Raw genomic sequence first — 23,984 nt, 5'->3', positions numbered from 1 at the left:
TCCCAAATGGTCCCACCGTCGATCATCGCATCGTCTCCGGGCGGAGTTGCCGCAGCTTCTGGCCACCACGCTGACCCTCGGAGAGTTCGACGAGTTTGTCGACGCGGTCGTCCAGCGGCGGATGTGTCGAAAGCCACCGACTCGGTTCGTTCTCCGTATCCCGGTGGATATACAGCAGTGAGCGGAGATTCCGCCGTGGCTCGGAAGCGTGGTGAATCTTGACGAGCGCACGCGCAAGTGCGAGTGGTCTACCTGAGACCTCCGCGGCCCGACGATCCGCTGCAAACTCCTGGCGGCGCGAGTGTGCCAGAAAGAGCACAGTCAGGACACTCAACAGGATAACGACGAGGATGCCGACCGTCTGCTGAAACACGTCCGCGAGCCCGAATCGCTCCGTTCCGGGTCGGCCATCGAACCACGCTGTTGCGCGGTCGATCCCCGCGAGAAAGATGATGAAGGGAGCGAATACGATGAAGACGAGTGAGGCGACCAGCCGTGCAACGGTGATCGCGAGCGTGTTGACGAACGTATCGAGCCGCTCGATGTGTGCCAGCTCGTGTGCGAGAATCCCCTCCAGTTCGTCGATCGTCAGTATCTCGAATAACCCCCTGTCGAGGATAATCGCACCCTCTCGCGGCCCGCCAACCGAGAGCGCGTTTGGCAACTCGAAATCAGCGACCAGCAGGGTCGGCTGGCTCACGTCCATCCGCAAACAGAGCCGTTCGAGCCGCCTGTACAGCTCCGGCGCACGCTCCGGTGTCACCCGCAGGGTGTCGATGCTCGCGACAGTCTGGACGACACCGCGTTTGTAGCCGACGTAGCCGCCAAGGAGGGCCACAGAGACGAAGACGCCGAACAGAAAGAATGGATTCGGTGGATTTGCGACCACCCACTGTAACAGAAAGACTCCGCCGACAGCAGCGGCTGTGTACACAGCGAAAATCGACATACCGACCAGGAGCATGAACACACGCAACAACGAGATCATAGCAGTCAGTAGACCAGGCGTTCTCGATTCATCCCGCACTCTTCGGATCTCTCGGAGCGGATTACGAAATAAATTCGTTGCTTCGCCAGTCGACACCGTCGTCCTCGTCGGCGTCACTCGGATCCTCGACGACGGTGACAGAAGCCGGCCGCCGTTCACCGTCGACGATTCGAATCGCCTCGATGTCCTCCTCTGTCGCGGCGACGGCGGTCAGTGTCCCCTTCTCGGAACGCAGGGCGATCTGACAGAGCACCTCGAACATCTCGTACTGGAGGGCTGAGTTCTGGAGCACCGTCTCCCGGTCTCCCTTGAAACAGGCGTACTCGACGAGTTCTGATTCGATCTCCTCTTCTTCTTCGAGTGAGCCCCACTGGGGCCCACCGTTCGGCGAGGGCCCACCCGGCCCGGGTTCGGGCTCTTCTTCGTACACCCGGTTTTCGGTGACGCTCGCTTTGAGCTGTGCAGTGGGGGTGTACTTGCTGATGCTATCATCATCCGGGACGGCACTGATGATGAGTGTGTTGTTCCGTCGCGTGATATCGACGTCCTCGATTCCATCCGGCAGATCCGGATTATCGAAATACTCGTGGACGTCCTCGAGCGGCAGTTCCAGTGTCGAATGGAGTCTGTATACGCGGCTGGTCATAGTTTGGGGTTGGTTCGGTCGTCAGCCCTGCACTGGCGCCGAGTTTTCAGCCGTACCTATGCACCCCATCCATATAGGGTCTACTCTTCTTATCGCCAGGCGTGTGCCGTGTCACCAACCCAGCGGTGTCAATTGAACAAAAATTAGTCGTCGGCTGTCGCGGTGTCACCGCTTCCATCGTCGGGTGTGGGGTATTCGGCGTCGATGCTTGGCGGGTATTTGCCACGGTCGAGTTCGAGATCCGATTGCGGGCGCGCCATACAGGTCAACGCGTACTCGTCTTGCTCTGTTTCAGTGAGGCCACGCGCAGCCGGCTGGGTCACATCTCCTTCTTCGATCTTTGCCGAACAGGCCAGACACATCCCCACACGGCAGGAGTACTCCTGAGCGATTCCCTCTTCGAGACACTTGCTTAGTATTGTCTCCTTATCCGATACTGTAATCGTCTCCTCTCTCCCCACAAACTCGACGGTGTACTCTGTCATACTATTCGGTACGACGGTCGTTGACTAAATTCTTTATCACTTCAGGAATCCCCTCGCAATCAGCGCGACCCGGCATATTTTCCACAACATCTCGAACCAGCCGTATACAGTAGAACCGACTCCTGTATGAGACATATTATATGATGCATTTTACGGAACATTCATCCGCATACAAAACCTATATATACTATAATGAGTTTGAACTCGAAGAAACTGATCGCTGCCGTCGAAGCTGGTGAATTGACCGACCCGGGAGCCATGACGACCACACAGGATATCGCCCATGCTGTCGAGGACTCCTACAGTACCGTACACAAACAGTTGCGTACCTTGGCAGACGACGGTGTCATAGAGCGCAAAACATTCGGAAACATGGAGGTGTGGGTTGTCCCTGACGACGGTGGAAACGCTCCGGCCAGGACTCCGATGCCGACGGATACACGTGACCCAGACGCCGGAAAATGAACCACTCCTCCGTCGTCCCGGATGCACTCGAAATTCACTGATCACGTCGCCCTCTTTTCCTGGTCCACGGGATTCGCGATACCCCCACTAGACGGCTGTTACCACGTATCGCTATCTTGATTCAGCGAGAGAATCCCGCCCTTCCCGTGAGTGACGAGCGTTCCGACGCTCAGTCGGAACCGAGGAGCGAACAGGGCGGGAGTGAATCGCGTAAGCTCTGTGCAACAAACCACTCGGTTTCTCCCTGCTGAATACATCACGTCACAAGAGTTATGCAACTTGGGTGTCTCATATATAGTAAGGCCAAATGGAGTATCATCTGCAAACCGGGTCCCACACAGTGTACGCGCTTCAGTATCACTTCGTGACCGTCACAAAGAACCGTGCCGATATTCTGACGGATGAGCGGCTGGAGCGTGTCGCTGAAATCGCCCACGACATTGCAGATGACTTCGAGGCCGACATCAAGAACGTGGACGGCGGAACCGACCACGTTCACATCCTGTTTCGGACCAAACCAACCACAGACCTCACGAAGTTCATCAACTCGCTCAAAGGCGTCACGTCTCGCCGGATTCGCTCAGAGTTTCCTGAAGTGACACAGACGCTCGAAGATGCGTTCTGGCAACCGGGTTACTTCCTCGCCACGACCGGCCAAGTGAGCATTGACGTGCTGATGGACTACGTGGACGATCAGTAGCATGACTGCAACAACCACGAAAACGCTGGAAGCTACGCTCGCCCCGCCGACAGCACACAAGGAGCGGAAACTGTGTGACCTGCTCGAAACCTACCGTGAGGGGCTTCACGAGGCGTTCGACGCCGGGTGTGACACGATGAGCGCAACCAGTGACGTGGTGACGCCTTACGACCTACCGTATCAGGCGAAAGCGGCGCTGTGCAACTACGTCCCGCAACTTCACGACACCTACGACGCACAGGAGTTGGACGACGACCACCCGGTTCGGCTCACCAACCAAGCCGCCGAGTTCGATCACTCGGCGGCGCGTGACTACGAGTTCACATGGTGGGCACCGCAACCCGGTCGCGGGACGAATTTCTGGATGCCGCTTCGTATCAACCCTGAACAAGACGGTCTGTGGCACGACCTCGTACATGGTGAAGCGTCGGCGGGACAAATCCGACTGCAACGCCACTGTACGTCGTGGACACTCCACGTCACCGTCGAGTTCCCGGTCGAACAACCGGACTACGAACCGACAGACGACGATGTAACACCAGTCGGCTTCGACATTGGCGAAGCACACCTGCTCGCGGGCTGTGCCTGCGAGCAGGGTACTCCGACTGACCCACTACTCATCAACGGTGGTCGCGCTCGTCACCTTCGCAAAGAGATGTTCACGACGCTCAAGCGACTCCAAGAGCGTGACGCCACTCAGTGGCGGATTGACGAGCGATTCGACCACTACCAGAACGCACTCACTGACATCATCGAGAAGGCGTCTCGACGTGCCGTCGAGTACGCCTGTCGATTCGAGAAGCCAGTCCTTGTGCTGGAAGACCTTTCGGACATCCGCGAGGACCTCGATTACGGCGAGTGGATGAACCGACGGCTCCACGCATGGGCGTTCGCTCGGCTTCAACAGCGTATCGAGGACAAAGCACGAGAGGCGGGTCTTCCGGTCAGGTACATCCGACCGGAGTACACGAGTCAGACGTGTCACGAGTGCGGTCACATCGGGCACCGGAATGGCGACGAGTTCCGGTGCCAGAACGACGAGTGTTGGGTATCGGAGTACCACGCAGACATCAACGCGGCGGTCAACATCGCTGACCGCCATGACCCGTGGGGTGAGAGCTTGCCGCTGAAACCGGCGGGCGATGACATTTCACGGGATGGGAGCGCCTGTGACAGCGCCACGATCCACCGAGAGACGAGCGAGGAACCCTTGCAGATGACCCTCTCGACCTTCCACGGGTCGGAACCCTCTGCCAGCAACAGCGAAACTTAGCTGGTATTCCCATGCCGGGAAGCCGCGCCGTTCACGGCGCGGAGGATGTCACCTGGCGGTATCACGGCTCGGACGTAACTGTTGTCAGTCGCATCAAGGGGTAGCCGTCCTCCATCTGCATCGCAGCGGTGACCTCCGTCCCCTCGTAGTCGATATCGATCTCGACGTCGAGGAACCGCCCGGTGAGTTCGGTGTAGGAAGCCGGACTCTCCGCGAGTTCGTCCGCGAGTTCGTCGGTATCGATCGCGACGCGAACGTTCTCACAGTGTGGCTGATTTTCGATCGACTTCTCCATGGCCCGTTCGAGCGAGTCGGCGCTGTCGGGGCTGACTGGCGTCCCGGCAAACTGGTGGTACAGCGATCCGAACTTGATTCCGGCTTCGAAGCAGGCTGTCTGTGGCGCTGTCGGTTCTTCCGAACTGCTCATGCGGGATGGACGGCCCAGTGACCTAACGGCCCACCGGTCGCGGCAAACCCGCCAGGTGATCCAGGCCCGCAAACCAGGACGTACCTATCTCGGACCGACTCCAGTGGCGTCACGAGGCGCTTGGAGGGAAACCGTGTCCTACTTATTAACCCCAGTGCTTGTATGAACTGAATGGACGAGCCGGTGTTACTCACGGGGGCTGGCGGCCACGTCGGACGAACAGTCCTGAACGGGTTACGCGACAAATACGACTGGCGGCTCCTGTTCCACAGCCAACCAGCCAAGGAGCCGGAGTTTCCGTACTGGATCGGGGAGGTACAGAACCACGACGACGTGCGGCCAGCGATGAAAGATGTTGGAGCAGTGATTCATCTCGCCGGTGATCCGCGACCACAGGCACCCTGGGAGAGTGTCCTCTCGAACAACATCGACGGGACACACACGGTGTACGAGGCGGCCGTCGAGGAAGATGTCGAGAAGCTTATCTTCGCCTCCTCGAATCACGCCGTTGGCGCCGCGGAGACCGAGGACCGGACCCCGGATCTGTACCGCGAACACGACGATTTCCGCCTGACTGGAGAGGAGTTCCCCCGCCCCGGAAACAAGTACGGCATCAGCAAGGCGACCGGTGAGCTGATCGGTCGGTATTTCCACGACAAACACGACATCTCTGTCTGTAACATCCGGATCGGCAATCTCAACGAGGATCATCCACCGATCGATTACGAGCGTGGCCAGGCGATGTGGCTCTCACCGCGGGACTGTGCCCACATCCACGAGTGCGCCCTCGAAGCAGAGTACGACTTCGAGATCGTCTACGGCATCTCGGACAACGACCGGAAGTACTACTCGATCGAACGGGCCAAAGAGGTACTCGGCTACAAGCCGTGGGACAACTCCGCCGAGTGGGACGGTCCGGAGCGCATCTCGGGCGACGTCGAATCGGTCAACGTTAGCTGATTTTCCGCGCAGTTATGAGTCGGGCAGTCGTTCCAGGAGCCGGTCGAACTGCTGGCGGTATCGGATCTCCGCGCGACTCTGTGCGAGGTCGCTCACCTCTCCGAAGGCCGCTTCGAAGCCGAGCATCCGCCAGATCAGTGTCGAAACGTAGTAGATCGGTCGACGTCGTTCGAACCCCTCGTCGGGTTCGAACTCACAGTGTGTTCTGTAGCCGTCGTACAGCTGCTCCCGTAATCCAGCGCGCGTCTCTGCGTCCTGATACGACGGGTCGATAAAGAGAAACTCCGTCCGTGCGATGTGGTACTCCGCCTCGCCAGCGAGCGCAAACTGCCAGTCGAGGACAGCCGTGATCGGCGCGTCCTGCGTGGGGTCGAACAGCATGTTCGCTGGTCGGTAGTCGTCGTGCACGAGTTTTGGCGGGGCGGTGCTCTCGATGTGCGCGACCGATCGCTCGATGGCTGCTGTCGCCCGTTTCTGGAGATCACTGAACGGCGTGTTGTCGAGTCTGTCCACGTAGCCCCGTGTAATCTCAGAAAAATACTGCCCCCAGTCCCAGTTGAACTCGTCGACGATGAGCCGCCCCTCGTCGAGCGCGAGCCGGCCAAACCCCTCGAACTGGATCCCCGCGTGCATATCACCCAGTGTCCGGCCGGCGTGTCTGATGACGTTTTCCCGTGTGGTCGAATCCAGCGCACCGAGTGCCTCCGCGAGGTTGTTTCCCCGGATCCGTTCGGTGACGAAGTACGGGTCGACGTCGAGATCCGGGGACTCGTTGAACACGAGAATCCGCGGGACGGGCACCTCGGTCCGGTCCGCGACGAAATCGTGCAAAAACGGCTCCAGCGCGAAGTTCTGATCGCCCGCCTCGAACTTGACGACGATCTCGTAGGATTCCCCTGCGACTTCCAGCGTGACGAAGAATACCTCTCCCTGATGACCTGCTGTCGGCCGTTCGTACGAAAACGAATCGTAATCCGGACCGGATTCGTCGAGGACAGCTTCGATATCTCGCTCGGGAGTCGACACGCTCGTTCTTTCTAACCACCGGAAAAAAAAGGTATCTCTCCCGGTATCTGGCTTCCTGACACCGGTTCGTGTAGTTGATATTTCAGGTCGCTCTGGCGTGTGACTCTACAGGTACAGTTGGTCGGTGTTTGGGACTGTGCTGGTCTCACCGTGGCGTGCCTGTCCCCCACTTCTCGATCGCAGTGGCCAGTTCTGGTGAGTCGGCACAGATCCCCCCCAGCGAGTGACCGGCGATGGTGCCCTCGACTGCCTGCCGGAGCGCACGTGCACCGGCCCTGGTTCCGTCCGGATGGCCGTGGATGCCACCGCCGGCCTGGACGGCGATGTTCGTGCCGAGTCGATCCAGCAGCTCCGGCACCAGCCCCGGATGCAGCCCACCCGATGCCACCGGGAGGACGTCGTTTAGCCCGGCGAGATCGCTCGCCAGCCACTCGTTGATCCCGACGGTATCTTCGTTTTCGAGTTTTCCCAGATCGGCTGTCCCGGTGTGGATGTGGTCGACCCCACAGAGGCGGGCGAGCTGTGCGATCACTCGCATCGAGACACCGTGGTTCGGGACGCGGTCGAAGGCGGCGTGCATCGCACGGTGGGCGTGGATCGCGATCCCGTGGCGGTCACACCGCTTTCGGACCTGCTGGAGGGCGGCCCACCCCGTCGTGATGATATCGACCATGACGAACTCACAGCCGTGTTCGGCGGCGAGATCGACTCGTTCTAGCATCTCCGTCCCGGGTGCGGTCACGTTCAACAGGTAGCTCTTCCGTTCGCCGGTTTCTTCTTCTGCTTGATCGCGTCGGGCGAGACTCTCGGTTAGCCGGTCCTCGAAGGGGTTGAACGACTGATCGGTGAGATTCTCGTCGTCTTTGAGCAGATCGACGCCGCCGAGCCAGGCCTCGTATCCAACTTCCGCGTGCTGGTCGGTCGACAGCCCGACTTTCGGTTTCGGGACCGTCGCGAGCACCGGGCGATCCGCGGCATCGAGCAGTTCGGTTCTCACCGAACTTCCGTACTGTGGGCCGGGGAACTCGCTGACGACCGACTCCGGCCACTCGCAATCGAGCAGCCGAATCCGGCTGACAGCTTTCATCCCCATGATGTTTCCGGCGATACAGGAGAGTATCTGTGGCATACTGCCGGCCTCGAACAGTTCCTCCGGGTACGCGACAGTGACCACCCCCGCATCTTCGTCGATCGCACAGGCCGTCGCAGAGAGATCGGTGATCGATCCCTCGACCTGTAGCTCCGCCCAGGTACCGTTGGAGCTCTCGCTGGCGACCCGACTCGCTGCGGCTCCCCAGTCCATATCCGGGGCGGGCTCGATCGCGAACTCACAGACGAGATCCGAGTCGAGCGGTTCGTACTGCTGGTCGAGGAAATCTTCGTACGTGATACCCATGTGTTAGCGGTTGTATGGGTACCATCTTAAAAGCGGGTCTGCCCACTCTCACACTGGCTGCGACTGTGCGGATGAATAGCAACTACTGGTATTGATACATACCCATGTATAAATAACTGTACAGGGGTGGACTTACACGCAAGTAACCTTCTCAAATACTAGTTGTTCTCCGAATAGGTTTATTAAGATTCCTCCCAACAAGACGTTCGTAACTAATGACGCGAAGACGACGATTTCTCAAGACGATGGGAGCCAGTGCGGCATTTCTCGCGCTCGCTGGCTGTGCCAGTGACGATGGTGACGGCGACGATGATCCGGCCGAAAGTAACGAGACAGACGGTGGCGCTGTGGACGGGAACGAATCGATGGATGACGACTCTATGGACGACAACGAATCGGAGGACGACACAACCGGAGAGGAGCCAGCCATGGGGAATCTCCGGGTCGCTCACCTCTCGCCGGACGCACCGAACGTGGACGTATACGTAGACGGCGATCCGGTACTGGAAGACGTTGCGTTCGGCACGTTCAGCGACTACCTGGCACTCGAAGCCGGGAGCTACGATGTCCAGGTTACCGCGGCGGGAGACCAGGAGACGGTGGTCTTCGACGAAACAATCGAACTCACCGAGGGCTCGTTCACGGCTGCAGCGATCGGTGAGGTCGGCGAAGCGAATCAGCCCTTCGCGGTCAGTATCCTGGAAGACGATCGTAGCGATCCCGGCGATCAGGCGCGAGTCCGGGCAGTTCACGCGTCACCGGATGCACCGAACGTCGACATCACCGTCGCAAGCAGCGGTGACGTTCTCTTCGGCGATGTCCCGTTCGGCGCGGCCGGAACGGCGACTGTTCCAGCCGGCCAGTACACACTGGAGATTCGGCCCGCCACGGAGAACAACGATGGAGACGTCGTCGATACCTTCGATGTGGAAGTCGAGGCGGGAATGGTGTACACGGTCGCTGCGGTCGGCTATCTCGAACCCGGTAACGCACCGGCCGAGGAACCCTTCGATCTCGTCGTCGTCAACGACACCGACACGACTGGCGACGACTCGGAGATGTAGCTCCGGGAGCCGGGAGTACTCCCGGTCGCTCTCTTCACTTCGTACCACTCAAATACTGCCTTCCCGTAGATACTCGCGTGTCTAAACAGCTTGCCCGTGTCGATACCCTCTTTTTACACGAATCCGGCGACGATTACCGGGTCGTCGTCGAGCGCGAGGGGGAGCGGATATTCACGGGCTTTCTGGAACTCAAGGAGACGACCGCCGGCCCACGTCCGGCCAGGCTTCGCATCGTCGAGGGGTCGAGCGAGAGCCGTCGCAGCCCCGACGAGTTCGTCGAGCTAGCCCGGCGTGCAAACCGGATTCGCATCTCGGAGCAGACCTCGCAGTACGGCCGTGACGAGCTTCGGGAGATGCTCGACGGCTACCAGTTAGATGCGAAAGTCGTCCGGACCTGCCGGCTCTGTGCGAAAGAGGGGTACTACTCGCCGATCACAGCCGAGACGGCGATCCAGACGGAAACCGAGAAAATCTGTCCGGACTGTGCTCGTGAGGAACTCGACCGACAGCTCGCCTACCACGGCAGCATCACCGGAACTGCTCGCGAGCGACTCGACTCACTCCTGTTCGAGGTACAGGATCTCGAACGGATTCTCAACCTGTTGAAAGGCGATCTCGACCCCGAGCTGACGAAATTCGACGAGATCAGCCCCACAGTCGAAGATGTCGATCCGGTCCGTGTCGACTCGCTGTCTCTGCATCCCGGTATCCAGAACAAGATCGAGGAACGGTTCGATACCCTGCTTCCGGTCCAGAGCCTCGCGGTCGAAAACGGTGCGACCCAGGGCGAAGACCAGCTCGTCGTGAGTGCAACAGCGACAGGGAAGACGCTCATCGGGGAGATGGCAGGGCTCGACCGAGTACTCAACAACGAGGGGAAGATGCTGTTTCTGGTGCCGCTCGTCGCGCTCGCGAACCAGAAGTACCACGAATTTCAGGAGCGATACGGCGATATCGCGGATATCACGCTCCGGGTCGGTGCGAGTCGGATCAACGACAGCGGCCAGCAGTTCGACCCGAGCGCCGACATCATCGTCGGGACCTACGAGGGTGTCGACCACGCGCTCCGGACCGGCCGCAATCTCGGCAACGTCGGGACGGTCGTCATCGACGAGGTGCACACGCTCGGGGAGGGCGAGCGTGGCCATCGCCTCGATGGACTCATCTCGCGGCTCAAATACTACTGCCGGGAGAAATCCAGCGGCGACACCCAGTGGATCTATCTCTCCGCGACTGTCGGTAACCCGGGAACGCTCGCAGCCGCGCTCGAAGCGACGCTCATCGAGTTCGAGGAGCGACCAGTGCCGATCGAACGCCACGTCACGTTCCTCGACGGGCAGGAGAAAATCGACGTCGAGAACAAGCTGGTCAGGCGGGCCTTCGATCAGAAATCCAGCAAGGGCTACCGGGGACAGACGATCATTTTCACGAACTCCCGGCGACGATGTCACGAAATCTCCCGCCGGCTGGAGTACTCCTCGGCTCCGTATCACGCCGGCCTCGACAACAAACGGCGGGGGCGTGTCGAATCCCAGTTTGCAGACCAGGAGCTTGCGGCTGTCGTGACGACGGCCGCGCTGGCTGCCGGTGTCGACTTCCCGGCGTCGCAGGTGATCTTCGACTCGCTGGCGATGGGGATCGAGTGGCTCTCCGTCCAGGAGTTCCACCAGATGCTCGGCCGGGCTGGCCGCCCGGACTATCACGACAAGGGGACCGTCTATCTGCTCGTCGAACCCGATGGTGCCTACCACGGGAGCCAGGAGATGACCGAAGACGAGGTCTCGTTCAAACTGCTCAAAGGCGAGATGGAGCCAGTCCAGACCCGGTACGACGAATCCGCTGCCGTCGAGGAGACGCTCGCGAACGTCACCGTCGGCGGCAACCGGGCCAAACAGCTCAACGAGTCGATGGTCGGCGAGATTCCGACGAAACACGCACTCGGGAAGCTGCTCGAATACGACTTCATCGACGGGCTGGAGCCGACACCGCTCGGACGGGCGGTGACCAGCCACTTCCTCTCGCCGGGCGATGCCTTCGCCTTGCTCGACGGTATCCGGACCGGCGAGAGCCCGTACGACCTCGTTGCCCGGATGGAACGACGGGACAGAGAGGAGTAGTCACTCGATCGATCTGTCGGAATAGGAGTGGTCGCTGTCTGGCTCTGGACCCGAACCGGCTACCTCCGACTGCTTCGTTTCTGCTATCGCGGCGTTGACCGTCGCGCCGGCGAGCAAGATGAACGAGCCAAAATACAGCCACAGCAAAAAGAGCAGGATTGCGCCCACGAATCCGTACGCCTGGTACTGGCTGGCCTGGGCGGCGTAGAGTCCGAACAGTTCCTGGAGGAGCACCAGTCCGCCGACGGCGACCAGCGCGCCTGGCAGGACCGCACGGAGTGTCATCGCTACCGGTGGCATAATGTAGTACAGCGGTACCAGCACGATCAGGAGGCCGGCAACAAGCAGGAGCCAGCGCAGGAGTATCGGCACGATCACGCTCTGGAAGGATAGCTGCCAGAGCAGATACTGGACAGCCGCCAGTACAACGAAACCAGCCACGATAGCGAGAATCGTGACAGCTCCGTTTCGGAGCTGTGTCAGCAGTGTCGTTTCGATCTCGTTGTCGTAGATCCTGTCGAAGGCAATGTCGACAGCCCGAAACACCTTGAGTGTACTCCACAGCAGACCTGCGATCCCGACGATCGATGCCCCCGCTGCTCCACTGGTGTTCGCGAGAGCGCCGGTAATTATCTCACTCCCGCCCTCCGACAGGTAGCTTTCGACGTACTCCACGACGCTCGTCGCAAACTGTTCGCCCCCGAACAACGAGCCAGCTGCCAGCACCAGCAACAGGGCCGGGAAGATCGAGATGAAAGCAAAGAATGCGATACTACCGGAGAGAAACGAGATCTGTTTCTCGATGAGCATCTCCAGGGCTGTTCTGGCAACGGTACCGATGCGGGACATACTCATCTCCCCCGGTGTTGTGGCCCCTTTCTCGAATCGAGCCTGTCGGAGCAGGTCTGCAAGGTGGCGGTCGTTCGCGATATCTGCATGTCCACACTCGACGCCAGACGCCCAAGAGAACACGGTGGTTATTCGTGAGTAAGCCCTGCTCGAAGCTGTTTTTCCATCTCGACGTGTGGAATACCTGCCTCCTCGAACTCCTCGCTCGTCACCTCGTAGCCCAGTTTTTCGTAGAAGTCGATAACGTGGGTCTGAGCGTGTAGCACAGCGCGCGCACACCCCTGCTCGCGGCCCTCGGCTTCGATCAACTCCATCAGCCGTCGGCCGACTCCCTGCTCGCGGTATTCTTCGATGACAGCCACCCGCTCGGGCTTTGCGGTCTCCGGCTCCGGGATGCGAAGTCGGGCAGTTCCGACTGGCTGGTCGCCGTCGACGACGACGAAATGAATCGCGTCCTCGTCGTTGCCGTCCATTTCGATCGACTCCGGCACGTCTTGCCCCTCGATGAACACTGACCGCCGCACCTCGAACGCATCGGCCAGCTTCCCATCACCCGGAATCCGACGAACGTCGTAGGAATCCATTTTGAGACCGTTCCGTCCCTGCGACACTGAGTGTTACGGCTGCCGGTGGCGGGAGAGCGACCGATCAGAGCATCTCGACAGCGTCGTCGATGGAGAGATCGCCGCGCTCGACCGCACTCAGGATCCGCCGGAGATCTTTCTCGTCGTCTGACTCCTCCTCGGACTCCTCGCCGATGCTGTCGAGTGTCACCTTCTCGGAGTGGCCGGTCAACTCGGCGAAATCGACCCCGTCGGCGAGTGCAGTCTCCTTTTTGACCCGGTAGTTGCCGCCGTCGGTCTGGTGGAGGTCGTCGGGGTGGAAGAAGTACCAGTCCTCGCGGTCGAAGCGGACGCCGATACGTGGTTTCGCGCCGAAGTTCCGCGAGAAGTAGACGAGCGCGTACACCTCTTCGCCGTCGAGATAGATCGGATCGCCGGCGGAGGATTTGGCCTCGACCGCGTAGAAGGTATCACTGTCACCGGCGAGGACGTCCGGCAGTTCGCGCTCGGTCGCGCTGCCGGATGCGGGCGCTCGCATCACCGCAAACCCCGCATCGTCGAGTTTGTTGACGAGTTCCCGCTCACGGCGGTCCCCTTTCGCGTTGGACATCTACCTGAACTGGCCGGTCGAGGAACTTAAATTCGGCTGTCTGCCGGCGGATTACTCGACCTGCGCGACCACCTCGATCTCGACGATCATCTCGGGATCGATCAGCCGTTCGACCCCGCTCATCGACGTCGCGGGTCGGATATCGCCGAAGGCCTCACCGTGGGCGCGACTGACCCATGACAGGCTACTCTGAAAACTCTTCACTCCCGTCAGATCCCCGACGGCGGGCCAGAAGATAGGAGGCGCCACCGAGTCCCGCGAGAGCCACACCCGCACCGAAACCCGGACCGCCGTCGTCTGCACTCTCGGCCGAATCCGCGGTCGTGTTCTGCTCACTCGTATTTTCGGAGACTGATTCACCGCCATCTGAGACTGTGTCTTCGGATTCGTTTCCGGTCGCCTCTCCCGACTCGGCGAGATCCCTGGGCGGGTCGGTAAGCGACGGTGGGTCGTGTTGCTCGCCGACCATATCCGGGAAGACGTACAGCGCTTCCCTGGTGTCGTTCGGTGCGTCTCTGGCTATCCCCGAGGCCGCGAGACTCGATGCGACGAACTCCTCGCCGGCGGACTGGGCGGTCCAGAAACTCGCTTCCGCGGGGTTGCGCCACCAGGCGATCTCGCCGGGATTTTCTGGATCACTGATATCGTGGATCTTGACGCCGCCGAAGTACCAGGACGTGTACAGCCGATCCCCGGTAATATCGAGATTGTGCGCCGTCGTGAACCAGCCGGACCGTTGCTGTGAGTACGACTCCGGTGCGTTAATAGTCGACAGGTGGGTCGGGTCGCTCTCGTCTTCGATATCGTAGAGATCGACGCCACCTGCCCCACCTGTGAGCCCGTCGGTCGTCTCTGTTGCCCAGGCTTCCTTTCCAACTGCGAGAACCGTCGCGTCGTCGTTCACCTGCGCGTAGTGGGCGTTGCCGGGCGGCGTAAAGGCGTTGAGCTGTGCGTCGACACCACTCACGTCCATCAGCTCCGAGAGGTCGTACTCCCCGACACGCGAGCGGACCGACGGCGACGCCGGTTCGCTCACGTCGACGATCCACGCACCGGCCTCCCAGTAGGAGAGGTAGGCGATATCGTCTTGCACGTAGATATCGTGGAGGGGACGCAACGGAACGGGAATATCACCGTAGGATTCGTCTTCGTCGACGATCGACCACCGACCGACCTCTTCGGGGCTGTCGTCAGTGACGTCGATCATCACCAGCGGATTCGTCCTGAGGCTACTGCCGGTGAGATAAACCATCCCGTCGTCGAAATAGCAGTTGTGGATCCCGAACGCGGTTTCGTACGCTGCCACCTGCTCGGGTTCGCTCGGCTCCTCGATATCGAACAGTGCGAACCCGGAGCCATCGCCCCCGCGGCCCTGTGCTGGGCCTGCGACGACGAGTCTGTTCTCCCAGGGCCAGAGATCCCAGATCTGCGGGATCTGTGCGCCACTCTCGTTTTCGATCCCGCGCCGCTCGGCGAGAATCTCGGGTTCTCGTGGGTCGGAGATATCGACAGCTGCGAACCCGTCGCCGGTCGCGACGTAGGCTACTTCGTCGTCGTGGTGAACAGTCGCTTCTTTCGCACCGGGAACCGCCACGGAACCCAGGGGCTCGAACGGGATGTGTGCTGATGCGGTACTGGTGCCCGCGAGAGCACCGCCGGTCAGCGCGGCTGTCCCGGCGAGACTCGTCACAGCCTGCAAAAACGTCCGTCGGTCCATGGAGTCACGTTAGGGCTGGCTCGAATATAAGTCACTGCTTGCGGTCTCGTGACGAGCAACAACAATCACAGAAGCAAGCGTTTATTTTGCCCGAACCGATAGCGCTTCTATGCGATCCCTGAATTGGCCGGGAACCAGAAAACAGCTCGCACTGCTCGCGGTGGTCGTGCTCGTGCTGTCAGCTGGCTGTCTCGGACTCGGCGGTGACGATGGCAACGGGAATGACACACTGAACGACTCGGACGACGGCTCCGGCGACGAGTCCACCGGTGATTCGGACCCTGCACTCGATGATCTCGATCCAGTCAGTGACGACGTGACTGCCGAGGAAGTCTTCTCGGAGAGCATCAGCGAACTCGAATCCACTGAAGAGTACTCCTACGCCCAGCAGTCCGACCAGAGTCAGACACAGGGCAACCAGACTGTCGAGGGCACCAGTACGCGGGACGTGATGGTGGACACGACCGAACCTGCGGTCGCGTTCGAACAGAACCAGACGAGCCAACAAGGATCGACCGAAAGCGAGGGGTACCTCCTCGATGACGTTGCGTACACGCGAAGTGATCAAAACGAACAGCAGTACGGCTCCGCGTGGATCCAGCAGAATATCTCGGAGGATTTCGATACCTTTGTGAATCAGTACGATATCACATCCCAGCTGACTGTGTTCATGTCGAACTCGTCGGCGACGCTCGAAGGTGAGACGACCTACGAGGGCGAACGTGTGTACGTTCTCACCGCAGATGTGGACGAGACAGCACTCAACGAGTACTACTTCGGAAACAGTAGTGGGGGCAGTGCAGAGTTTACCGACGTCCAGATGACGGTCTGGGTCTCCGCAGAATCGAACCAGCCAGTTCGGATCGATCAGACCGCAGAATCTACATCAGAGGCACAGAATACTGTCGTCGAAAGTGCTGTCGAGGATACGATCACGCTCGATCACTCGGCAGTCGACATCACACTCCCCGAGGAAGCCGAGAACGCGCCTGACCTCGCGGAACTACAGGAAGAATCGGCCTGAGACGCAGCGACTTCGTCTTTTTTCGTTATGTTCCGTGCTGCCAGCTGTTCATGTACTCTTCTTGCTCGTCACTCAGTGCGTCGATATCGACGCCTTCGGCTTCGAGTTTGATCTTGGCGACCTCCTCGTCGAGTTCGTCGGGGACGTCGTGGACGCCGGCGTCGTACTCCTCGCCGTGTTCGACGAGTTCGCGCACGGAGACTGCCTGCACGCCGAAGCTCTGGTCCATCACCTCGACCGGGTGGCCGAGTGAGACAGGGGTCGCGAGGTTGACCAGCCGCCCCTCTGCGAGGACGTGGATCCGGCGGCCGTCATCCATCTCGTAGGCCTGCATCCCGTCGCGTGCCTCGTAGCTGTCGACTGCTTTCTCACCGAGTGCATCCAGGTCGATCTCGACGTCGAAGTGGCCAGCATTCGCGAGCACGACACCGTCGTCCATCTGATCGAAGTGGTCGGCGACGATCACGTCACGGTTGCCCGTGGTAGTGATGAAGACGTCACCCTCCGCGGCCGCCTCGTGCATCGGTTTGACGTCGTAGCCCTCCATGTGTGCCTCCAGCGCCCGGCGGGGTTCGACCTCCGTGACGATTACGTTCGCGTTCTGGCCGTCTGCCTTCCGTGCGACACCCTTTCCACAGTAGCCGAAGCCGGCCACGACGACCGTCTTGCCGGCCCAGGCCAGGTTGGTCGTCATCGCGATCGAGGCCAGCGAGGACTCACCGGTTCCGTGGACGTTGTCGAACAGTCGTTTCATCGGCGTGTCGTTGACCGCGAACATCGGATAGTCGAGTTCGCCGTCGTCGGCCATCGCGCGCAGGCGGTGGACACCAGTCGTCGTCTCCTCACAGCCACCGACGATCGTCTCGATCAGTTCCGGGTACTCTTCGTGGATCGCGAAGACGAGATCCCCGCCGTCGTCGACGGTGATCGTCGGCTCGTGGCCGATCACGGCTTCCATCGCCTCGTAGTATTCGTCGCCATCGACGCCACGTTTCGCGTAGGATGTGACGCCCTCGACTGCATCGAGTGCGACACTGACGTCGTCGTGTGTCGACAGTGGGTTACAGCCAGTGATTGCGACCTCCGCACCGCCGGCTGCGAGTGTCTCCGCCAGGATCGCTGTTTTGGCTTCGACGTGCATCGCCATCCCGATCACCTCCCCGGCGAAGGGTTGGGACCGTTCGAAATCCTCGCGCAGTGACTCCAGAATCGGCATATGCTGGCGTGCCCACTCCATCTTACGCTGTCCGTCTTCCAGAAGATCCGCGTCTGAAAGTTGCTGACTAATAGGTGCTGTCATGCCAGTACGAACGGTCAGGGTGGGGAAAACAGTACCGAAGCACTCTGACTGTCCGTGCCAGAAACTCCCACCATCTCGTTTCTCTCTCGGTTCCCGATCTGTTCGTCGCTGTCGGTGAGCTACAGATCCTGGTTCTGGCAGGTGGCTCCTTTCTCATTGCAGCCCTATCCGCCGTCTATTCGTACTACCTGTACACGAAGCTGGGACGGCCGGACGACACACCCAGAAGCCAGTAAAAGAGAGTCAGCGACGGTTGCTATCTACGAGGGGCCCGCGTGATCCGGTGGGCCCTGTGATCCGTCTTCTTCTTCCTCGTCGTCTTCGGCGTCAGTGTCACTGTCCTCACCGCCAGGGCCTCTGTCTTCTGGCGGACCGTTGTCGCCGTCAGGACCTCTGTCCTCTGGTGGGCCAGTCTTGTTTTCTGGCGGGCCAGTCTTGTTTTCTGGGGGTCCGGTCTCGTTTTCCGGCGGTCCGGTCTCGTTTTCCGGCGGTCCGGCGTGGTCCGGAGTCTTGTCCGACGCTGGATTGTTTGCGAGGACGAAATTCGAGACGAGGACGCCCATCGGACCGTCAGTCTCGTTATTGTTCAGGCTCTCCACGAACGAGGAGACTGCCTGCCCGAAGCTCGATTCGTTCTCCGCCGTCCCCGCGGTCAGCGTCGCCTCCGTCGTTGCCGTCTCGTTCTCGAAGGCTGCAGTCACGCTGATCGTGACGTTTTCTTCCGGTGCTGGCAGTCCCACAGTACCGTTTTCGTCTGTCTCGTAGTTACCGGTCCCCGCGTAGGAAACGTTGTCAGTTTCGCTGGTGACGTTGACCGAGCTGTTCTCTACTGCAGTTCCATTGTCCGTGACCGTCACTGTCGCAGAGCTGTCGTTGTCCTGTGTCACACTGACCGATAGATCGCTATCAGTCTGTGCGGCCGCCGGTGCGGCACCGACTGCCAGCACAGCTGCCATCGCAGACAGTGCAACGACGAGTAGTACAGTTTTACGTTCCATTCTATCATTGTCTACTTGCTTTCCCTCACTAAACCCCCCACCCCGTTCAGTTCGTTTATCGCTATATTGCCAGATGGTAATGGGCCCTCAGATCCTTTTTTACGGTTTACAATACTCTCTTAGAGTTTAACTCGGGGCCGATTCGAACAGTTATATATGATTCCTTATATATTCTGTCGAGCACGCACATTGCCAGCGCAACCCGGTGACCCACTGTCTAGTGGGCTGTTCGTATCGCTTCTGTATCTCCCACATCGAAAAGGCAGTTCTCTCCGACAGCCTCACTCATAGTGATTACTGCGAGTCTGTACCGCTATGGTGAAAGAAGATGTGGAGGACACGCCGTGAGACATGGCTGTCTGGGAGGTGGGTACGAAAATAACCGCACTAATCACGATCAGTTTGCTCGGGCAAATAGCGCTTCCGCACGTGCACTCGCTTCTTCGATAACGTCGTCGAGATCTAGTGTCTGGAGTTTGCGATCCCGCATCAACACGGTTCCGTCACAGACCGTGTGGCGGACGTCACTGCCCCGGACCGCGTACGCGAGGTGACTGACGAGGTCGTGCTGTGGTGTCAGGTGTTCGGCGTCGAGGTCGATCACGGCGAGATCCGCGTTCGCACCAGGTTCGAGACGGCCGCTATCGAACCCGATCGCGTCGGCGCTGCCGGCAGTTGCCATCTCGGCTGCCGTCGGTGCGGCGACGGCGCTCGCGTCGTCGGCTGCGAGTTTCCCCAGCATCGCTGCATCGCGCATCTCGTCGAACATATCCAGATCGTTGTTCGAGGCTGCACCATCTGTCCCCAGCCCGACTGTGACGCCACCGTCGAGCAACTTCTGGACCGGAGCCATGCCGCTCGCGAGTTTCATATTCGAGGCCGGACAGTGGATGACGGCCGTGTCTCTATCGGTGAGCAACTCGATCTCGTGGTCGTCGACGTGGACGCCGTGGGCGATAAACGAGTCCTCCGTTAGCAGATCCAGGCCGTCGGCGTACTCCAGGGGTCGCTGGTCGTACTCCGCGACGAGTGGCTCGACTTCGTCGACCGTCTCGTTCGCGTGGAAGTGGATCGGAATCCCGTCCGCTCTGGCTTCCGGGACGTACTCCCGGTAGAATGCCTCGTCGACGGTCGTCAGGCTGTGGGGCGTGAACATCGTCTTGATGCGACCGTCACCCCTCCCGTCGTGTTCCCGGGCGAATTCCAGCCCATGTTCGAAATCCTCGTGGGCAGCATCCTCGCCCTTGCCGACGGTGATACTGCCGTGTCCGAGTCGCGCTCGAAGCCCAGCCTCCTCGACGACGTCGGCCACTTCGGGCATGAAGAAGTACATATCTGCAAAGGCTGTCGTGCCCGAGCGGATCATCTCTGCGACACCGAGGGCTGTCCCGGCGCGGACGTCCTCGGCCTGTAGCTCCGCCTCGACAGGCCAGATGTCTTCCTGGAGCCACGCATCCAGCGGTTTGTCGTCTGCGTTTCCGCGGAACAGCGTCATCGCGACGTGCGTGTGGGCGTTGACCAGTCCCGGGATGACGAACCCACCGGCGGCATCGAGCTGGTCGTCCCCCTCGATCTCGCCGGGCTCGCTCAGTTCCTCGATCGTTCCGCTATCTCGATCGACGAGTACGTCCGCGTACGCGACTGTCATATCGGGCCGGAGGACGCGTCCATCCGTTACTGCAAGCGTGCTCATACGAAATGTCCCACACTGCACGGGCTTAACTCTGTATCGTCACTGCTGGTCGAGGCCAGCTATTCGGACGACAACTGCCGTGGAAACACCTGCCCCCAGACGTGTTTATCGAGTAGTCTGACCCGCATCGGCTCGTCGACCGCGATCTGACAGGAGAGTCGGGGATAGCCGAACCGAACCGCGGCGGCGTCGTGCCAGTGTGTCGGCTCCGGCGCTGGATCGACCTCGACAGTACAGGTCGCACAGAGCCCCCGGCCGCCACAGTTCGCGTACTTCGATACTGTTCCGTACACCTGGAATCCAGCCTCGAGCAGTGCGTCCCGCAGAATCCGACCCTGTTCGACCTCGATGGTCGTCTCCTGGTCTCCCTCGACGACTGTCACCGGGACTGTCTCGGACATAATCGAGTTACGGACTGCAGATGCCTCACAGTTGCGCAGAGACAGGTCAGAGACCGACCGCGATGGGAACAGTCTCGACGACTGCAACGACGGTCTCGACCCCCGACAGTACGGCGTCCCGTGCGACAAAGGCGGTCTGCTCTTCGAGTTCGGGCCCGAGCAGGATGAGCGAGAGCAACACCGAGTTGTGGATTCCGTGTAACAGTGCAGGAACGACGAGATTGCCGGTGTACTCGTAGACGTAGCCGAAGATCGTCGCCGGGAAAAAGAGGATCGTGATCGTCACGAGCATCCCGACGAGGTCGCCAGCGAGTGCGATGACGTGCACGGCGGCGAAGATAGCCGACGCGATCGCGATTGCTGGAAACACATCGAAGTTCTCACGGAGTCGGTTCTGGACGACACCCCGGTACAGCAACTCCTCGAAGGGACCGACGACCAGCAGCATCATCACGATCATTATCGGGATGATATCCGGGTTCTCGATAGCCGTCTGCGCCCCTTCGTTCTGCGCTGGCTCGGGGAGAAACAGCGTCGCGATGATCGAAACGACGATCAACGAGACGATAATTCCCACGTAGCCAGCGATCACGACGCCGAGCTCACGCAGTGAGGGGATCCTGATCCCGAGATAGGATTGGATATCCCCCCATTCGTAGCCGCGCTGGCGCAGGTACCCCAGCGCCACCCCACCGAACCCCAGTATCTGTCCGATCGACGTCCCGAGGATGATGAACGCGTTCTGTGAGACGCCGACCGTCGACAGCACGACTGCCGCGAGGAACGATCCGATGATCAGAAAGACCGGTCCGAGGATCCCGAGTCCCAGGCCAACGCCAGCGGTCCGGAGGGGTGACTCCCGACCCCGCATCGAACCGGGTGATCCGGGGGAGCTGTCCCCTCCTCGCTCTCTATCTCTCGGTCGGCCCACATCCTGTTCCTGAGGATACGTCGGCTCACTCTGCTCCCAACCGCCGTTCTGGAGTTCAGTGTCGGCCCGCGACTCGGCACCCCACTCGGCCTCCGACCGTTCGGAATCGTCGCCGTCACTGGTCGCTGGCTGCCCACGTTCCGAGTGGCCGGTCACTGTGCCACACGAGGGGCAGTACCGATCCGATGGCTTCAGTACCTCGCCACAGGACTCACAGCGGTCCTCGCCGGGCCCATCAGGCTCTTCCATTGCGTAGCTGTAGGGCATGATGAAAAAAGAGCCTTTGTATCTCGGTACTCCGCTGTCGAAAAACAGTTGACCCAGGGCGGGCAATCGGGAGTATGCGTATTGCTGTGCCCAACAAGGGCCGCCTTCACGAGCCGACACTCGATCTCCTGGAACGGGCCGGGCTACACCTCATCGACGGCGCAGACCGGAAACTGTACGCCGATACTGTCGATCCCGACGTCACTGTCCTCTTCGCACGGGCTGGCGATATCCCGGAGTACGTCGCAGACGGGGCGGCAGATCTCGGCATCACCGGCTACGATCAGGAACAGGAGTCCGAGACCGATCTCGTGGAGTTGCTCGATCTCGACTACGGAAACTGCCGGATCGTCCTGGCTGTCCCGGAAGACGGTGATGTCGACTCGCTCGCCGACCTCGACGGCGGGACGATCGCGACGGAGTTCCCCGCGATTACCGAGGCCTACTTCGACGAGCAGGCTGTCGACGTAGATATCACAGAAGTCTCTGGTGCGACGGAGCTAACCCCGCACGTCGATATGGCTGACGGCATCGTCGATATCACCTCCACCGGGACTACCCTGCGGATGAACCGGCTCGTCGAAATCGAGGAGATTCTCTCCTCCTCTGTCCGGCTGTTCGCCCGTGGTGATGTTGCCGATGAGCCGAAGGTCGAACAGGTTTCGACGGCACTCGGTTCGGTTCTCGATGCGGATGACAAGCGGTATCTCATGCTCAACGCACCCGAGGACGAACTAGAGACGATCAAAGACGTGTTGCCGGGAATGAGCGGGCCGACGGTGATGGACATCGCCGGGACCGACCAGGTTGCTGTCCACGCGGTCGTCGCGGAAGGGCGCGTGTTCGAGACGATCACTGATCTGAAAGCTGTCGGCGCGAGTGATATCCTCGTCACCGAGATCGAACGACTGGTCGAGTAAGATGGCCGACGACGACAACTCGGATCGGGCTGACAGCCACGAGTCGACGACGGACTCAGTTGGATCGGACGAGGGGCTCACGACGACCCATCGGATTCACCCCACCGACGCACGCGATCTGTCGGCGATCGAGTCGAACAGCGTCGAACTGGTCGTCACCTCTCCCCCGTACCCGATGATCGAGATGTGGGACGAGCTGTTCGCGGAGCTCTCTCCGACCGTCGAGGAGCAACTGGCTGCTGGCGACGGCGAGGCGGCCTTCGAGGCGATGCACGAGGTACTCGATTCGGTCTGGGACGAGATCGAACGTGTCCTCGCCCCCGGCGGGATCGCCTGTATCAACATCGGGGACGCGACCCGGACGATCGGCGGCCGGTTCCGGGTCTACCCCAACCATTCGCGGATCACCGAGGCCTTCGAACAGCGCGGGTTCGATCCACTGCCGGATATTCTCTGGCACAAACCCGCAAACAGCGCCGCGAAATTCATGGGGTCGGGGATGTTGCCACCCAGCGCCTACGTCACGCTCGAACACGAGTACATCCTCGTTTTCCGGAACGGCTATCGCCGGGAGTTCGAACCCGGTGCCGACCGCCGTTACGAGGCGGCGTACTTCTGGGAGGAGCGAAATCGGTGGTTTACCGATCTCTGGACGGAGATCCGTGGCCGACTACAGGATCTCTCCCAGGACGAACTACGGGACAGGGCCGCTGCCTTCCCCTTCGAGATCCCGTACCGTCTCGTCAACATGTACTCCATCTACGGCGATACCGTCCTCGATCCGTTCTGGGGGACGGGGACGACGACTCTGGCTGCGATGGTCGCGGGCCGGAACTCTGTCGGCTACGAACGCGACCGGTCCTTTCTGGATCATTTCGGCTCACAGACCGCGGAGATCCCCCGGATTTCACGCGAGGTGACCGAACAGCGTATCGCGGACCATCGTGGCTTCGTCGCCGACAGAGTCGAGGCTGGTGAGTCACCGGACTACGAGGCTGACAACTACGAGTTTCCCGTAATGACCAGCCAGGAACAGGAGATCCAGTTTTACGTTGTAACCGACGTCGCCGAAACTCCGCAGGGGTACGAGATCGACCACGAACCGGCAGAAAAACATCTTCTATCTGAGAACTTATAATACCGTTTCGATGCAGCAGTCTGGAA

25 protein-coding genes are annotated in these 23,984 nt (G+C 60.3%); 9 read left to right on the top strand and 16 right to left on the bottom strand.

The features are described 5' to 3' along the window. Positions 1 to 22: 22 nt before the first annotated feature. The 3 genes from EOW68_RS11730 to EOW68_RS11720 form a co-directional block, all read right to left on the bottom strand. Entirely contained in the window at positions 23 to 949 is a 927-nt protein-coding gene (locus EOW68_RS11730) for a M48 family metallopeptidase (protein ID WP_431358898.1), read from the bottom strand. Positions 950 to 1,049: 100 nt separating this feature from the next. Next, positions 1,050 to 1,634 carry a DUF7110 family protein gene (locus EOW68_RS11725; RefSeq protein ID WP_128225348.1) on the bottom strand — a complete coding sequence of 195 codons (585 nt, stop codon included), beginning with the start codon at positions 1,632 to 1,634 and terminating at the stop codon, positions 1,050 to 1,052. 143 nt (positions 1,635 to 1,777) lie between these two features. Continuing rightward, the gene (locus tag EOW68_RS11720; protein ID WP_128225347.1) at positions 1,778 to 2,119 is read right to left on the bottom strand and encodes a 2Fe-2S iron-sulfur cluster-binding protein; all 342 of its coding nucleotides are present in this window, start codon (positions 2,117 to 2,119) and stop codon (positions 1,778 to 1,780) included. Positions 2,120 to 2,311: 192 nt separating this feature from the next. Here EOW68_RS11720 and EOW68_RS11715 point away from each other — a divergent pair, with 192 nt between their 5' ends. The 3 genes from EOW68_RS11715 (at position 2,312) to EOW68_RS11705 (ending at position 4,557) form a co-directional block, all read left to right on the top strand. Further along, positions 2,312 to 2,584, top strand: coding sequence for a winged helix-turn-helix domain-containing protein (locus EOW68_RS11715; protein WP_128225346.1), 273 nt, complete (start codon positions 2,312 to 2,314; stop codon positions 2,582 to 2,584). Positions 2,585 to 2,891: 307 nt separating this feature from the next. Then, on the top strand, positions 2,892 to 3,284 hold the full coding sequence (gene tnpA, locus EOW68_RS11710; protein WP_128225345.1) for an IS200/IS605 family transposase: 393 nt from the start codon (positions 2,892 to 2,894) through the stop codon (positions 3,282 to 3,284). 1 nt (position 3,285) lies between these two features. After that, complete coding sequence (locus EOW68_RS11705) at positions 3,286 to 4,557, top strand: RNA-guided endonuclease TnpB family protein (protein ID WP_128225344.1); 1,272 nt, start codon at positions 3,286 to 3,288, stop codon at positions 4,555 to 4,557. A 61-nt stretch (positions 4,558 to 4,618) separates the two neighbouring features. Here the strand turns inward: EOW68_RS11705 and EOW68_RS11700 are convergent, their stop codons facing one another. Continuing rightward, a complete protein-coding gene (locus tag EOW68_RS11700; RefSeq protein ID WP_128225343.1) occupies positions 4,619 to 4,984 on the bottom strand; it encodes a dihydroneopterin aldolase family protein in 366 nt (121 codons plus the stop codon). A gap of 171 nt (positions 4,985 to 5,155) precedes the next feature. Between EOW68_RS11700 and azf the strand changes: the two genes are divergently transcribed. Next, positions 5,156 to 5,944, top strand: coding sequence for an NAD-dependent glucose-6-phosphate dehydrogenase Azf (gene azf, locus EOW68_RS11695; protein WP_128225342.1), 789 nt, complete (start codon positions 5,156 to 5,158; stop codon positions 5,942 to 5,944). A gap of 12 nt (positions 5,945 to 5,956) precedes the next feature. Here azf and EOW68_RS11690 read toward each other — a convergent pair whose 3' ends face one another. Continuing rightward, positions 5,957 to 6,970, bottom strand: a complete 1,014-nt coding sequence (locus EOW68_RS11690) for a phosphotransferase family protein (protein WP_128225341.1) — start codon at positions 6,968 to 6,970, stop codon at positions 5,957 to 5,959. Between the two features lie 145 nt (positions 6,971 to 7,115). Then, entirely contained in the window at positions 7,116 to 8,366 is a 1,251-nt protein-coding gene (rbcL, locus tag EOW68_RS11685; protein ID WP_128225340.1) for a type III ribulose-bisphosphate carboxylase, read from the bottom strand. 215 nt (positions 8,367 to 8,581) lie between these two features. Here rbcL and EOW68_RS11680 point away from each other — a divergent pair, with 215 nt between their 5' ends. After that, complete coding sequence (locus EOW68_RS11680; protein WP_128225339.1) at positions 8,582 to 9,430, top strand: DUF4397 domain-containing protein; 849 nt, start codon at positions 8,582 to 8,584, stop codon at positions 9,428 to 9,430. A 77-nt stretch (positions 9,431 to 9,507) separates the two neighbouring features. Then, on the top strand, positions 9,508 to 11,547 hold the full coding sequence (locus tag EOW68_RS11675; RefSeq protein WP_128225338.1) for a DEAD/DEAH box helicase: 2,040 nt from the start codon (positions 9,508 to 9,510) through the stop codon (positions 11,545 to 11,547). Here the strand turns inward: EOW68_RS11675 and EOW68_RS11670 are convergent, their stop codons facing one another. The 5 genes from EOW68_RS11670 to EOW68_RS11650 form a co-directional block, all read right to left on the bottom strand. After that, complete coding sequence (locus EOW68_RS11670; protein WP_431358897.1) at positions 11,548 to 12,396, bottom strand: YihY/virulence factor BrkB family protein; 849 nt, start codon at positions 12,394 to 12,396, stop codon at positions 11,548 to 11,550. It abuts the gene before it with no gap. A gap of 128 nt (positions 12,397 to 12,524) precedes the next feature. Then, a complete protein-coding gene (locus EOW68_RS11665; RefSeq protein ID WP_128225336.1) occupies positions 12,525 to 12,980 on the bottom strand; it encodes a GNAT family N-acetyltransferase in 456 nt (151 codons plus the stop codon). 64 nt (positions 12,981 to 13,044) lie between these two features. Continuing rightward, positions 13,045 to 13,569 (bottom strand): Holliday junction resolvase Hjc, encoded by a 525-nt coding sequence (gene hjc / locus EOW68_RS11660; protein WP_128225335.1) that lies wholly within the window; start codon positions 13,567 to 13,569, stop codon positions 13,045 to 13,047. 51 nt (positions 13,570 to 13,620) lie between these two features. Continuing rightward, positions 13,621 to 13,773 carry a RidA family protein gene (locus tag EOW68_RS11655; RefSeq protein WP_431358896.1) on the bottom strand — a complete coding sequence of 51 codons (153 nt, stop codon included), beginning with the start codon at positions 13,771 to 13,773 and terminating at the stop codon, positions 13,621 to 13,623. Beyond that, positions 13,754 to 15,286: a PGF-CTERM sorting domain-containing protein gene (locus tag EOW68_RS11650; protein ID WP_128225334.1), complete on the bottom strand. Its 1,533-nt coding sequence runs from the start codon at positions 15,284 to 15,286 to the stop codon at positions 13,754 to 13,756. The genes EOW68_RS11655 and EOW68_RS11650 overlap by 20 nt, the downstream gene beginning before the upstream one ends. A 109-nt stretch (positions 15,287 to 15,395) precedes the next feature. Between EOW68_RS11650 and EOW68_RS11645 the strand changes: the two genes are divergently transcribed. Continuing rightward, complete coding sequence (locus EOW68_RS11645) at positions 15,396 to 16,310, top strand: hypothetical protein (protein ID WP_128225333.1); 915 nt, start codon at positions 15,396 to 15,398, stop codon at positions 16,308 to 16,310. Between the two features lie 25 nt (positions 16,311 to 16,335). On the opposite strand, the gene EOW68_RS11640 is transcribed toward EOW68_RS11645, so the two are convergent. From EOW68_RS11640 to EOW68_RS11620, 5 genes are all read right to left on the bottom strand, one after another. After that, the gene (locus tag EOW68_RS11640; RefSeq protein ID WP_128225332.1) at positions 16,336 to 17,610 is read right to left on the bottom strand and encodes an adenosylhomocysteinase; all 1,275 of its coding nucleotides are present in this window, start codon (positions 17,608 to 17,610) and stop codon (positions 16,336 to 16,338) included. A gap of 260 nt (positions 17,611 to 17,870) precedes the next feature. Next, positions 17,871 to 18,608, bottom strand: coding sequence for a hypothetical protein (locus EOW68_RS11635; protein ID WP_128225331.1), 738 nt, complete (start codon positions 18,606 to 18,608; stop codon positions 17,871 to 17,873). A 397-nt stretch (positions 18,609 to 19,005) separates the two neighbouring features. Then, positions 19,006 to 20,301: an amidohydrolase gene (locus tag EOW68_RS11630; protein ID WP_128225330.1), complete on the bottom strand. Its 1,296-nt coding sequence runs from the start codon at positions 20,299 to 20,301 to the stop codon at positions 19,006 to 19,008. A gap of 59 nt (positions 20,302 to 20,360) precedes the next feature. Continuing rightward, entirely contained in the window at positions 20,361 to 20,702 is a 342-nt protein-coding gene (locus EOW68_RS11625) for a 2Fe-2S iron-sulfur cluster-binding protein (protein WP_128225329.1), read from the bottom strand. 46 nt (positions 20,703 to 20,748) lie between these two features. Further along, entirely contained in the window at positions 20,749 to 21,882 is a 1,134-nt protein-coding gene (locus EOW68_RS11620) for a CPBP family glutamic-type intramembrane protease (RefSeq protein ID WP_431358895.1), read from the bottom strand. Positions 21,883 to 21,974: 92 nt separating this feature from the next. Here EOW68_RS11620 and hisG point away from each other — a divergent pair, with 92 nt between their 5' ends. Both hisG and EOW68_RS11610 read left to right on the top strand, forming a co-directional pair. Next, positions 21,975 to 22,820: an ATP phosphoribosyltransferase gene (hisG, locus tag EOW68_RS11615; RefSeq protein WP_128225327.1), complete on the top strand. Its 846-nt coding sequence runs from the start codon at positions 21,975 to 21,977 to the stop codon at positions 22,818 to 22,820. Between the two features lies 1 nt (position 22,821). Beyond that, complete coding sequence (locus EOW68_RS11610; protein ID WP_128225326.1) at positions 22,822 to 23,958, top strand: DNA-methyltransferase; 1,137 nt, start codon at positions 22,822 to 22,824, stop codon at positions 23,956 to 23,958. The last annotated feature ends 26 nt before the right edge of the window (positions 23,959 to 23,984 follow it).

The sequence above is a fragment of the Halovenus amylolytica genome (genome assembly GCA_004015825.1).
GTDB lineage: Archaea > Halobacteriota > Halobacteria > Halobacteriales > Haloarculaceae > Halovenus > Halovenus amylolytica.
The sequence above is the reverse complement of the archived record's forward strand: the minus strand, read 5'-3'. Positions and strand labels throughout refer to the sequence as shown.